The sequence below is a fragment of the Lactobacillus sp. LL6 genome (genome assembly GCF_007570935.1).
Classification (GTDB): Bacteria; Bacillota; Bacilli; order Lactobacillales; family Lactobacillaceae; genus Lactobacillus.
This window is the reverse complement of sequence record NZ_VLLR01000001.1, coordinates 1616700-1628437: the sequence shown is the minus strand read 5'-3', so window position 1 is coordinate 1628437 and position 11738 is coordinate 1616700. Positions and strand designations below refer to the sequence as shown.

General features: G+C 32.7%; 15 protein-coding genes. 12 read left to right on the top strand and 3 right to left on the bottom strand.

Annotated features, from left to right (window positions below; all coding sequences use genetic code 11):
- Positions 1–23 precede the first annotated feature (23 nt).
- Positions 24–668 (bottom strand): hypothetical protein, encoded by a 645-nt coding sequence (locus tag FOD82_RS07865; protein ID WP_144355882.1) that lies wholly within the window; start codon positions 666–668, stop codon positions 24–26.
- 63 nt (positions 669–731) lie between these two features.
- On the opposite strand from FOD82_RS07865, the gene yaaA reads away from it, so the two are divergent.
- Complete coding sequence (gene yaaA / locus FOD82_RS07860; protein ID WP_144355881.1) at positions 732–1493, top strand: peroxide stress protein YaaA; 762 nt, start codon at positions 732–734, stop codon at positions 1491–1493.
- On the opposite strand, the gene FOD82_RS07855 is transcribed toward yaaA, so the two are convergent.
- Positions 1490–2245 (bottom strand): alpha/beta fold hydrolase, encoded by a 756-nt coding sequence (locus tag FOD82_RS07855; RefSeq protein ID WP_144355880.1) that lies wholly within the window; start codon positions 2243–2245, stop codon positions 1490–1492. The genes yaaA and FOD82_RS07855 overlap by 4 nt on opposite strands.
- A gap of 121 nt (positions 2246–2366) precedes the next feature.
- Between FOD82_RS07855 and FOD82_RS07850 the strand changes: the two genes are divergently transcribed.
- The 4 genes from FOD82_RS07850 (at position 2367) to FOD82_RS07835 (ending at position 5347) form a co-directional block, all read left to right on the top strand.
- Positions 2367–2966 carry a histidine phosphatase family protein gene (locus tag FOD82_RS07850; RefSeq protein WP_144355879.1) on the top strand — a complete coding sequence of 200 codons (600 nt, stop codon included), beginning with the start codon at positions 2367–2369 and terminating at the stop codon, positions 2964–2966.
- Positions 2967–3078: 112 nt separating this feature from the next.
- Positions 3079–3609 (top strand): TetR/AcrR family transcriptional regulator, encoded by a 531-nt coding sequence (locus tag FOD82_RS07845; RefSeq protein ID WP_144355878.1) that lies wholly within the window; start codon positions 3079–3081, stop codon positions 3607–3609.
- Positions 3609–4670 (top strand): ABC transporter permease, encoded by a 1062-nt coding sequence (locus FOD82_RS07840; RefSeq protein WP_144355877.1) that lies wholly within the window; start codon positions 3609–3611, stop codon positions 4668–4670. Before FOD82_RS07845 ends, FOD82_RS07840 begins: the two co-directional genes overlap by 1 nt.
- A gap of 2 nt (positions 4671–4672) precedes the next feature.
- Positions 4673–5347, top strand: coding sequence for an ABC transporter ATP-binding protein (locus FOD82_RS07835; protein WP_144355876.1), 675 nt, complete (start codon positions 4673–4675; stop codon positions 5345–5347).
- Positions 5348–5409: 62 nt separating this feature from the next.
- Here the strand turns inward: FOD82_RS07835 and FOD82_RS07830 are convergent, their stop codons facing one another.
- Positions 5410–6819, bottom strand: a complete 1410-nt coding sequence (locus FOD82_RS07830) for a C69 family dipeptidase (protein ID WP_144355875.1) — start codon at positions 6817–6819, stop codon at positions 5410–5412.
- A gap of 80 nt (positions 6820–6899) precedes the next feature.
- On the opposite strand from FOD82_RS07830, the gene FOD82_RS07825 reads away from it, so the two are divergent.
- The 7 genes from FOD82_RS07825 (at position 6900) to FOD82_RS07795 (ending at position 11721) form a co-directional block, all read left to right on the top strand.
- Positions 6900–7142: a hypothetical protein gene (locus FOD82_RS07825; RefSeq protein ID WP_144355874.1), complete on the top strand. Its 243-nt coding sequence runs from the start codon at positions 6900–6902 to the stop codon at positions 7140–7142.
- 126 nt (positions 7143–7268) lie between these two features.
- Positions 7269–7892: a TetR family transcriptional regulator gene (locus tag FOD82_RS07820; protein ID WP_144355873.1), complete on the top strand. Its 624-nt coding sequence runs from the start codon at positions 7269–7271 to the stop codon at positions 7890–7892.
- 121 nt (positions 7893–8013) lie between these two features.
- On the top strand, positions 8014–8553 hold the full coding sequence (locus FOD82_RS07815) for an NAD(P)H-dependent oxidoreductase (protein ID WP_144355872.1): 540 nt from the start codon (positions 8014–8016) through the stop codon (positions 8551–8553).
- A 13-nt stretch (positions 8554–8566) separates the two neighbouring features.
- Positions 8567–9115, top strand: a complete 549-nt coding sequence (locus FOD82_RS07810) for an NADPH-dependent FMN reductase (protein ID WP_144355871.1) — start codon at positions 8567–8569, stop codon at positions 9113–9115.
- A gap of 99 nt (positions 9116–9214) precedes the next feature.
- The gene (locus tag FOD82_RS07805; protein ID WP_144355870.1) at positions 9215–10003 is read left to right on the top strand and encodes a tyrosine-protein phosphatase; all 789 of its coding nucleotides are present in this window, start codon (positions 9215–9217) and stop codon (positions 10001–10003) included.
- A 5-nt stretch (positions 10004–10008) separates the two neighbouring features.
- The gene (locus tag FOD82_RS07800) at positions 10009–10953 is read left to right on the top strand and encodes an FAD:protein FMN transferase (protein WP_144355869.1); all 945 of its coding nucleotides are present in this window, start codon (positions 10009–10011) and stop codon (positions 10951–10953) included.
- A 132-nt stretch (positions 10954–11085) separates the two neighbouring features.
- Entirely contained in the window at positions 11086–11721 is a 636-nt protein-coding gene (locus tag FOD82_RS07795; protein ID WP_144355868.1) for a hypothetical protein, read from the top strand.
- Positions 11722–11738 lie beyond the last annotated feature (17 nt).

Genomic DNA, 11738 nt, shown 5'->3' with positions numbered 1-11738 from the left:
TTTTAGTGGTGTATCAGCTTTTATTAAAATTTAGTTTCTAAAATATCATCTTCTGGACGGTGTGCTTGAATGCGAATTACTTCCCAGTCAAATTCATCATCAGGTTTTACAAGTTCAATTTCTAACTTTTCATCAGTATAATTGAATTTTAAATCTACACGATTTTCAATCCATTCAACTCGATTTGGTTCTTCATTTAATCCTTTAACTGCAATTTTTTCAGGGATAGGACTCTTTAAGAAGATATACTTTTGATAATTTGCATGACGATTTTCTAAAATAAAGCCATCTTTATCAACGCTTAATTCACTTGGAATTCCCTCATTAAACGCATGTCCAAACATGTGCATCCAAGAATTGATTTTTTCAAGCATTTCTTCGTCAGAAGCAGAAATTTTTCCATCTTCTAAATTGATATTAATAACAGTTTTATCGCCATTTTTACGATTTTCTACAATTGCATTGATGACGTTGTCTGTAGTTAAATTTTCACCATTTTGTTCATCTATTAACTTAATGGTGTATTTGTCACAAGCTTCTTGAAAATCATTACTTGCACTAATAGCACGTACACCAATATCACGCGCCTTTTTTACAAGTGAGTCAAAGTCAACATTTTTAGCATTATTTAGGTTAAAATTTAAGACGATTGCAAAATCAGGATTCATATTTTTTCTCCTCTCAATTAATACTTATTAATTGTAACTTATTAGAAAGGCGATGCCAAAAAAATGCAGATTATTATTTCCCCAGCTAAGAAAATGCTTGTTGATAGAGATTCTTTTAATGTTGAGACAATGCCGAAGTTTTTAGATAAAAGCCGAATTTTGGAAAAATATTTAAAGTCACGCTCTCAAGATGAATTACAAAAATTATGGAAATCTAGTGACCGTATTACTAAAGAGGGTTTAAAGCAGCTTGAGGTGATGGATTTAGATCATAATTTAACTCCGGCTTTAGTTGCTTATCATGGAATACAGTATCAATATATGGCAGCTGATATATTTTCTCAAAAAGGATTAGATTATGCCAAAGACCATCTTAAAATTTTGTCAGGATTCTATGGGATTTTGCGTCCTTTTGATGGAGTAACGCCATACCGATTAGAGATGAATGCTAAAATGACAGGTTTTCGTGATTATAGTTTGTATCATTATTGGGGCGATTTAATTGCAAAAGAATTATATAAAGATAATGATATAGTAATTAATTTAGCTTCTAAAGAATATTCTCGTGCAATACGTCCTTATACGGATTCACAACGAAAAATGATTGATATTGATTTTTTAGAAGAACGCAATGGAAAATGGAAGACGATTGGAACTCATGCAAAAATGGCGCGAGGAGAAATGGCACGATATATTTGTGAAAACCAAATAAAAAATCCTACAGAATTGCAGGATTTTCATGATTTTGAATTTATTTTTGATAAAGAAAATAGTACGGAAACTAATTATATTTTCCGTACAAATTTTGACTTTAAGCGCCGTTAAAATAGTGGCTTTAGAAAATCACTAGCTAGTTTTGCAGCGATTCCTTTATATTCTCCACTAAAGCGATGATCTGCATCTTCAATCATATGAAGTTCACTATTTGAATAAACATCATTATATTTTTTAGAATATTTTGGATCAACTACTTGATCATTTGTACCATCAATTATTGATACAGGTCCAGTAAAGCGACCTGCTACTTCATAGATAGGTAAGACTTGAGCTGTTCTAATATACATTCCACCAAGCTTTAGACCAGACTTTTCTCCAATTAAAGGGATTTTGTTGGGTACATGATAAGGATCATAGATTGCTCCCTGAGTATTCCCTTTTAAAGCATCATCTTTTAATGAAGCAGCAGGCGCCATTAAGACAACCTTTTTAACAATATCAGGATATAGTCCAGCCAGCATTGAAGCAACTACGCCGCCTTGAGAGTGTCCTACTAAGAAAATGTTTCTAACATGTGGATCAGTTCTTACATAATCTAGAACTGCTTTTGCATCAGCGATTTCATTTGGAACAGTCATGTCTTCAAATTTACCATCGCTTTCGCCATGACCATTAAAGTCAAAACGGACACTTGCGACATTTTCATCACGCAGATTATCAGCAATCTGTTTTAATAAATCAGTATTTCGATTAGCAGTAAAACCATGCATGAGAATTGCCATATCATAAATTTCACCAAATGGTTCTTCGCGGTCTCCAACTAAAGTTAGACCGTCTCTTTGAATTGTTACACGAGACATAAATTTTCTCCTTAAATACACTGTATATTTATATTTTAATCCTTTTCAAAGTGAAACAAGTTAAGAAAATGGAAAGAATTCGTATAAAATAGTAAGATATTTTTAAAGTGAGGATGATAATATGGAAATTGTATTCATTAGACATGGTCAAACAGATGTAAATAAAACAGGTAGGATTCAAGGATCAAATATTGATGCTGAACTAAACAGTGTAGGGAGAAAACTGGCCCAAGAATCCTCTGAAAATTTTGATGAAAGTCAATTTGATGTAGTTTACGCAAGTCCTATGAAAAGAGCTTTTGAAACTGCAAGAATTTTTACTAAAGGTAAAAAAGACATTATTTTAGATAAGCGTTTGCTTGAGTTTGATTATGGTGAATGGGACGGTGCATTATTAACTGAAATGGCAGAAAAGTATCCTGATGCCATTGACCCTTGGGGAAAAGCTAATGGCAATTATGTTAAGTATGCTCCTCATGGCGAAAGAATGAGTGAGCTTGAAGCAAGATGTGCTAGTTTTTTAGATGAAATGATTAAAAAATATCCAGATAAAAAAGTATTAGTAGTAGCTCACGGAACTTTAATTAGAATGATGGCTGCACATTTGATTGCAAATGGAAATATTGATGCTTTTCAAACTATGGAAAATTGCGGTTTAGCAGAATTTTCTATTCGAGAAGGAATTAATCGTTTAGTATATTACAATCGGATTTTAATGTAAGGCGAAAAAATCGCCTTTTTTAATACTTTTCTATTGACATTGTGTCATTTTCTTCTTATTATAATGCTGTAGATAATGACAAAATGTCACCAAAGGGAAAGAGGATAATATTATGGTTAAAGCAACTTTTACACGTTTACCAGAAGTTAAAAAAAAGCGCGTGACTGCAGCTCTCTTGAATGAGTTCAGCCATCACGCTTTAACTGATAGTCAAGTAGCAAGGATTGTCAAGGATGCTGATATTGCTAGAGGCGCTTTTTATAAATATTTTGATGACTTGACTGATGCTTATATGTACCTTTATCGAATTGCAATTCAAGATATTCATATCAATATGAGTCCTGGGGATAAATTTGATCCAGACTTTTTCTATGAAAGGGTATTAAAGTTTATTGATGAAACTCAGCACAGCAAGTATGAACCAATGATGAAATTGCATATGCTTCAAAATGAGGCAGCTCTTCCTAATAGTATGCGAATTAATTCAGAGCAATTGCTCCATATGTCTCCAGAAATGTGGAGTGCAATGGTATTAAGTCATGAAGTAATTACTGCAGTATTTGCTGATCCTGATAATAAGGAAAAAAATTTAAAACGTTATAAAGAAGCACTTTATTTATTAGATAAGGGGGCAAAAAAGTAATGTTTTTAGCATTTAAAGAAATCCAGCGTGAAAAGTTGCGCTATGGATTAATTATTTTGATGATTTTCCTAATAAGCTATTTGATTTTTATGCTGTCATCTTTAGCAATTGGTTTAGCTGATGAAAATACGCAAGCAATCAATGCTTGGGATGCTAAAAAAGTAGTTCTAAATAAAAATGCAAATATTAGTATGTCTCAGTCAATCTTAACTGCAGATGATTTAAAAGGTGTTAAGCTGGGTAAAGATGAAGCCTATATTGGACAAACTCCAGTAGTAGTAAAGGCAAAAGATGAGGCATCAGTATCGGCACAATTTTTAGGAATTGAAAAATCACAGTTTATTTATAAAAATCAAAATCTAATTTCTGGTAGAAAGGCAAAAAATGGTAATGAAGTAACTGTTGATGAAGCTTTTAAAATTAAAGGATATAAACTAGGCGATAAAATTAAACTTAATGATTCTGATAAGAAATATAAAATTGTTGGTTTTGTTAAGAATGCAAAAATCAATATTGCTCCTATTGTTTATGGAAATTTAGCTACTTGGAAATCTCTTCGTCAGGGGATGAATAATGTAAAAGTTTCGGCGATTATTTCTCAAAATGCAAATTATAAATTTAATCATAAAAATGCTAAAACTTATAATATTGCAACATTTATTAACAAATTACCAGGCTATACTGCTCAAAATATGACTTTTGAATTAATGATTGGATTCTTATTTGTTATTTCATTAATTATTATTGCAGTGTTCTTATATATTTTGACAATGCAAAAGATGCACAATTTTGCAGTAATGCGTGCTCAAGGAATCCCATCTAAGACCCTTGTTGGGGCTACAGTAAGTCAATCAATTATTTTAGTTGTAGTTGGTGTAGTTATTGCCCTTATTATGATGTGGATTACAGCATTGTTATTACCAGCAAGTGTTCCAATGAAATTTACCCCTGCAATTATGTTAGCTGGAAGTATTGGAATGCTTTTGATGGGAATAATTGGTAGTTTGATTCCAGTAAGATCAATTCTTAAAGTAGATCCTGCGAAAGCGATTGGTGAGTAATTATGGCAGTAATTGAATTAAAAGATGTGAACAAGTTTTATGGAAAAGGAATTGCACGAGTTGAAGCATTAAAAGATGTTGACTTTCAGGCTAATAAAGGTGAAGTGGTCTTAATCATGGGCCCAAGTGGAGCTGGAAAGAGTACATTTTTAACAATTGCTGGCTCACTTCAAAAACCTACTTCAGGTATAGTTTTAATTGATGGTAAAGATATTACAAAGTTTTCAGCTAAGCAAAGCAATAATTTACGATTAAATAAGATTGGCTTTGTATTACAAGCTTATAACTTAGTACCATTTTTGGATGTTCATGAACAATTTGTTTTAGTTGATAAAGTTAAAAAGCAAAATAATTTGTCTAAAGAAGATTTAGATAAATTATTAAAAGATTTAGGTATAGAAAAACTAGTTAAAAAATATCCTAATGAATTATCTGGTGGTCAGCAGCAACGTGTTGCGATTGCTAGAGCTTTATATGCCAATCCTGATATTCTCTTGGCAGATGAACCAACTGCATCTCTTGATACTAAGAACGTAGAAGAAGTTGGAAAATTATTTAAAAAATTAGCTAAAGAACGTGATAAAGCAATAATCCTTGTTACTCACGATCCTCGTCTTGAAAAATATGCTGATCATATTTATGAAATGATGGATGGTAAGATGAGTAAGAAGAAATAATACTGTTATGAGTATATAAAAAATAACCTATTTCAATTATGAAGTAGGTTATTTGTTTTTTGTTATAAATTAGGATCCATTTGAAAACGTAATGGTGAATCTGCAGTTTGTTTTGTAATTAATTTAGCATTTAATTCACGGAAAATATCTAATGCAGTTTTTGCCATTTTATTATTTGCTTCATTAACTAAATTGATTCTTTGCTTGTCGTCAGTTTCTTTAGCTAATTTTTGGTCAAATTCATAACGGATTCTGTTAACTTTTTGATTAGCTTCACTTTGTGCATTGGCTAAGTCAGTTCCATACTTACTCCAATCACGATCAACTAAGGTACTAGTAAGTTTAAATACCCAATAAGCTGAATTTTGGCTGTAAGTTTCTTTTCCATATTTATACATTGTAGGAACTTTTGTACCTTGTGGATAAAATGGAATATAAACACTTTGAGAAGCTACTCCCATTGCAAGCCAGTGAATCATATTTTCGCCGTTTAATTCAAGTAAATGAGACTCTTGTGTAGTAGCTACTGAAATAGGACGGAAAGTAGCATTGTCTTTATTCTTTTTATTTGTTAAATCATAGGGTGTATTTTGATAATGATTACTTAAAACAGCTTGGGCATCTTGTGCTGATAATGGTTTGTCTGGTTTTTGAGTAAACGGTAAGTCAAAACTTTGAGGTTTTTGTTCTATTGTAGGAGTTAGTAGCCTTTGTCCTACCCAGACACGTGGAGTGTTATAATGCAAGTCACTATCATCGTGAGTGCCAAAAATTTCACGGAAATTAAAAGGTCTATTTTCAGGCCATAATTTGTTATTATAAACAAAATCACGAATACCTTTAGAATACATAAAGTTATCACTGTTAAAGTCAATTTCCTGAATTGCTAGTTGATTTGCAACTACGGCATATGAATCATCAGGAATGCGCTCAGCTACCCAATGATGACCTGAACCAATTTCCATGTACCAAGCTTCATCAGGGTCTGCAAATAATATTCCATCAGCTTCTGCAGCTCCGTGTTTTTCTACAATATCGCCTAAACGTGCTACACCATCGCGAGCCGTTTTAATATAAGGCAAAACTACACTTACCATGGCTTCTTCAAGAATGCCCTTTTCAGTATCAAATGGGTCTGCTGCTTGAACTCGGTCGTTTGCATATGCACTTTCAGTTGCGCTCATTGCAACATGATATTCGTTAATTCCATCTTCTTCAAATACTCCATATTTATCTGTCCATTCAGGAGTTGAAGAATAAGCAAGTTTTTCATTTGGGAGATCCATTTCAAATTTGTTATCTTTTGACTTAAAATGATTATTTGAAATAGTCTCATGTTTATTAAAAGCTAAATGCTTAGGCCATGCAGTTTTAGCATCTTCATTGCGTCCAATCATTACGCTGCCAGAAATGGAAGCTTTTTTACCGATTAAGATTGAAGTACATGATGAACGACCAACTTTTGTTTCCATAGATTTTCACACTTTCTGCTAAATTGAATTATAATTATTATAACTTGAAAAATATTTTTTGAAAAAATAGAGGTACTATTATGGCTGAAGAAATTGAAAATAAGTCAATTGAATTAGAGACTGATTATAAGAACCAGGCAATAAACATGAAGTTTTCAGATAATTTATCTGATTCACGTGAACGCGGTTACATATTGTCTGCAGCGCTATTTGCATATTGTGCATCTCAAGGGCTGGATAAGCAGGAAGTTATTGAAATGGTTAACTCCAACTATGACCAATTTACTGGTGGTACGAGTACATCACTATTTTCTAGATTGTAAAAATAAAAAACATTTGTCATTTAACACTTGCATTTGTTATTTTATAGCGTTATTATAGTTGTGAAGAGAAAAATAACGACTGTAACTGAAAAGCACAGCTGAGTAATTCTGATTGAGGTGTTTAAAATGGCAAGAAAGAAAGAAATTAGTAGAGATAAAATTTTAGATGTTGCTTATAAGATGGCAGTTAAAGATGGTATTGAAGGTTTAACTGCTCGTAGCATTGCAAAGACTGGACACTTTTCAACCCAACCTTTGTATCTTGAATTTAGCAACATGAATGACTTGCGTGAACAAGTACTTGCAAGAATTTCAAATGATTTGAAGACTAAGACTTTGCAACAAAAGTTTACAGGCGATGCTTTAATTGACTTAGACTTATCATACATTGATTTTGCAGAAAAGCATGTAAACTTATTCCGTGCAATGTTTGTAGACGGTAAGTTTGGTAGCAAAGTTATTTCTGATACTTTGATGGAACTTGGAACTGAAAAGTTCAAAGAACAATACAGCAATACAAATTACGATGACGAAAGAGTTCGTGATATTGTAATTGCTAACTGGATTTCTACTACTGGTATGGCTGCTTTAGTAGTTAATAAGATTGCTACTTTCAACCAAAACCAAATTGTTAACGTACTTAATGCACAGATTCACGATGCAATGCTTAACGATCGTCTCAGCGAAACTCAAGAAAACCCAATGTTTGCTTCTGGCGAAGATGCATCACTTAAGGATCAATTAGCCTAAGTCAATCTGAATCACTGTGCTTTCAGTCTAAGAAAAAGCGCTTCCTATTTAGGGAGTGCTTTTTTGTTTAGTTAAGTTATAATAAATAATAGGAATTAGTTTTCGAAAGGTGGTTTTTTTAGTGAAAATCCTCGCATTATCAGGTTCAAACGCCGAAGGCTCATATAATGAAGCACTTCTTAAGTATATTATTAAGCATTTTGAAGACAGATACGAATTTGAATTAGCTACTGTAAAAGGATTACCAATGTATAAAGAAGGTGTTGATGCACCAGCTAATGTATTGGAACTTGGAAAGCAAGTTGAAGATTCAGATCTTATCTTGATTGCTTCTCCTGAACAACAGCACTCAGTTGCAAGTAGCTTGAAGAGCGCACTTGAATGGTTATCTAGCTCAGTTCATCCATTTCATGGAAAGCCAGTAGTGATTGTTTCAACTTCACCAATGCCTCAAGGTGGTAGTCGTTCACAAACTCATTTAAAGAATATTTTGGCAGCTCCTGGCTTCAGCGCTCATGTATTCAATGGTGATGAATTTATGATGGGCAATGCACCTAAGCAATTTGATGAAGAAGGAAACTTAGTCGATGAAGGTACCATTAAGTTTTTAGGTCATTTCTTTGATGAGGTTGATGTCTGGTACGCACAACTTACTAAGTAGAAAGGGATAAAATATGAAATTATTAGCTATTGTTGGTACAAATGCACCATTTTCATATAATCGCTTTTTGGCAAAATATATTGCTAAGCGTTATGGCGATAAAGCAGAAATCATTGTTAGAGAAATTGATGATATAAAGCCTTTTTGCCGCACTGATGAACCAGATGAAGCTACTAAGTCATGGATTGAAGATGTTAAAATGGCAGATGGTATTATTTTAACTACTCCAGAATACGACCACGCAATTCCAGCTTCACTTAAAAGTGCTTTAGAGTGGCTTGGTTCACATGCTGGTCCTAATGTTATGAAAATGAAGCCAGCAGCGGTTGTTGGTACTTCTTATGGTATTCAAGGTGCAAGTCGTGCACAAGAAGATGCTCGTGAAATTTTACTTTCACCAGATATGAGTGCTAATGTTTTGCCTGGCAATGAAATTTTAATTGGTGGTGCCGCAAATAACTTTGATAAAGAAACTGGCGACTTAGTCAATCCAAATTATATTGAACAATTGGATGGAGTAATGAGTAACTTCTTTAAGTTTGTTGAACAAGCCAATAAATAAAGTTTTGCCACAATTTTGGTAAAGGTTGTAAAATAAAGTCTGAGAATTATATCTCAGACTTTTTCATTTTTTAAATTTTAAAGATGGGAAGTGAAGTGGATGGAAGTTAACATTTTACCGCTTAGAACTGTTAGAAATCCTCGTGATCTTGGAGGTTATGTGGGGATTGACGGACGAAAAATAAAAATGCATAAACTTTTAAGAACTGGAAAAGTAAATAAATTATCTGAACATGATAAAAAGTTCTTGCAAGAATATGGTTTAAAAAAGATAATTGACCTCCGTTCTAAACAAGAGCGAGAAAAATGCCCCGATGATAAAATTGACGGTGTAGAACATTTATCTATTCCTTTGTCTGAAATTGATAACACTAAGGGTGGCAAAGGAAATATTGAAAAAACTTTTGCAAAATATCGCAAAGATCCATATGCTGGCTTTAAGATGATGTGTGAGAGATATCATGGTCACATTTATAAAGAACATGCTCAAAATGCAATGAAGAAAATCTTAGAAACTTTGGTAAATACTCCTAATGGAGCTGTGCTTTATCATTGTTCTGAAGGAAAAGATAGGACAGGTCTTGTAACTGTTATGATTCTTTATCTTTTAGGAGTTGATATGGAAGTCATTCGGCAAGATTATCTATATTCAAATATAATGCTTAATAATTATCGAGCTAAAAGAGATATAAAATTTAAAGAAAATGGTGAAAATTTGACTTTCCGTTCTAATATGCGAACATTAGGATCAGTAAGTGATGCATTTTTAGATACTTCGCTTATCACTATAGAAAAAGAATTTGGTGGAATGGATAAGTTTATAAAAAATCAACTAGGTGTAACTCCTGAATTAAAAGAAGCGTTACGCGATATTTATTTAGAAAAGTAGTAAAAATGAGTAAAGATAAATTTATTAAAGATTTAGCTCTGCAGCAAACTATTGGGCATCATCATGCGTTGGGGACCTCAATTACTTTACAGACTTTTGGTACAACTGATGATTATGCAATTCAAAAATCCTTTGAATTAATTGACCATTATGAAGATGTCTTAACAGTTAATCGTGATCAATCAGAAATTATGGATATTAACCATGCAGCAGGGGATCATGCAGTGCAAATTTCAAAAGGTGCTTATGATTTAGTTAAATTAGCAATTGAAAAAAGTCGAGAACGCTTTGGTTTTAATGCGCTGATTGGACCAGTTGTGAAATTGTGGCATATCGGATTTAAAGGAGCCCATGTCCCAACTAAGAGCGAAATTGAACAAAAAATGCTTTTGACAGATCCATACAATGTAAAACTTGATGATGTAAATCAAAGCGTATTTTTGCTTCAAAAAGGGATGGAGTTAGATCTTGGCGGAATTGCTAAAGGTTGGATTGCAGACCGTGTAAAAGACCTCTGGCATGCTTACGGAATTAATTCTGGAATTATTAATTTAGGTGGCAATATTTTGCTTGTAGGAGATAGTCCTAAACGTGTAGGTGGTCAATGGGCAATTGGTATTCAAGATCCCAAAGAACCACGTGGCGACAATATTACTTCTGTGATGGTTCCAGAGTGTTCTGCAGTAACTAGTGGTACTTATGAAAGATACTTAGTTGTTGATGGTAAAAAATATCACCACTTGATTGATCCAAGAACTGGTTATCCTGTTCAAACTGATTTAGCAGGAGTTACTACTTTTACAAAAACTTCAGTAGAAGCAGAAATTGAATGTAAGCGGCTGTTTTTTGCAGGCAAGCCTATCAAAGGCTGGAGTGATGATCCAGATAGAATTGGCGCAATCTTTGTCTATAATGATGAAAAAGTTGTGTATGATAATTTTGGTAAATAAAAAATAGTGTGTAGTGAAAAACTATACACTATTTTTATTTATTTCATATATTCATTGAAAGTACATCTTATATTTGGTAATACATATGTGTAAGTTGTAAGGTTTATAGTTTAATGATTTAAGGGAAGCAAAATGAAATTTAGGAAATTATTACTCATAACAGTTTTAACAGCTAGTTCAGTAGCTTTTTTGTCAACAACTCCTAAACAAGCTGAAGCAACAACTATAAAAGACTCATCAGTTGAAAAAATCACATCAAATAAAAATCTTACCAAACAAGGCTATGTTTTAAATGTGAAAGATCCATCTGGCAAGATTTATGTTGGTAAAGCAGATTATAAGCATGGATTAAAGACATCTGAACCATTTAAGGGCAAGACAATTAACTGGAAAAAAATAAAAAATATTAAATTCAGAATTGAAAAAATGGCTACAGCTAAAAAGGCAGCGATTTTTGGAGCACCTCAGTATTTTGTAGCTTCTAAAGATAAAAAATATAGTGGCTGGACTACTCGCAGTGGTTTAAGTTATTATTTTGCTAATACTAAAGCCATGAAAAATGTAATGAAGCCACTTAAAATAATTATTGATAGAGACTCCAGTAGTTTAAAGAATGCTAAAAATAAAAAGGATTTCAATTTAGCTCTTAAAGCTGCTAAGAAATTACCAGCTAATCAAAGAAAACTAGTAATGCAATCTCTTAATCAAATTAAAAAAGATGGCAATTTAGAAAATCGTTCAAAAAATATCTTACTTTTTGAATTTTAATGAAATTTGAAATAATA

Coding starts and splice junctions, on each gene's coding strand:
- FOD82_RS07820 (WP_144355873.1), top strand. CDS start 7,269: ATGGCAAGAAAGAAAGAAATTAGTAGAGATAAAATTTTAGATGTTGCT.
- FOD82_RS07795 (WP_144355868.1), top strand. CDS start 11,086: ATGAAATTTAGGAAATTATTACTCATAACAGTTTTAACAGCTAGTTCA.
- FOD82_RS07855 (WP_144355880.1), bottom strand. CDS start 2,245: ATGTCTCGTGTAACAATTCAAAGAGACGGTCTAACTTTAGTTGGAGAC.
- FOD82_RS07845 (WP_144355878.1), top strand. CDS start 3,079: ATGGTTAAAGCAACTTTTACACGTTTACCAGAAGTTAAAAAAAAGCGC.
- FOD82_RS07830 (WP_144355875.1), bottom strand. CDS start 6,819: ATGGAAACAAAAGTTGGTCGTTCATCATGTACTTCAATCTTAATCGGT.
- FOD82_RS07800 (WP_144355869.1), top strand. CDS start 10,009: ATGAGTAAAGATAAATTTATTAAAGATTTAGCTCTGCAGCAAACTATT.
- FOD82_RS07805 (WP_144355870.1), top strand. CDS start 9,215: ATGGAAGTTAACATTTTACCGCTTAGAACTGTTAGAAATCCTCGTGAT.
- FOD82_RS07825 (WP_144355874.1), top strand. CDS start 6,900: ATGGCTGAAGAAATTGAAAATAAGTCAATTGAATTAGAGACTGATTAT.
- FOD82_RS07850 (WP_144355879.1), top strand. CDS start 2,367: ATGGAAATTGTATTCATTAGACATGGTCAAACAGATGTAAATAAAACA.
- yaaA (WP_144355881.1), top strand. CDS start 732: ATGCAGATTATTATTTCCCCAGCTAAGAAAATGCTTGTTGATAGAGAT.
- FOD82_RS07840 (WP_144355877.1), top strand. CDS start 3,609: ATGTTTTTAGCATTTAAAGAAATCCAGCGTGAAAAGTTGCGCTATGGA.
- FOD82_RS07835 (WP_144355876.1), top strand. CDS start 4,673: ATGGCAGTAATTGAATTAAAAGATGTGAACAAGTTTTATGGAAAAGGA.
- FOD82_RS07810 (WP_144355871.1), top strand. CDS start 8,567: ATGAAATTATTAGCTATTGTTGGTACAAATGCACCATTTTCATATAAT.
- FOD82_RS07865 (WP_144355882.1), bottom strand. CDS start 668: ATGAATCCTGATTTTGCAATCGTCTTAAATTTTAACCTAAATAATGCT.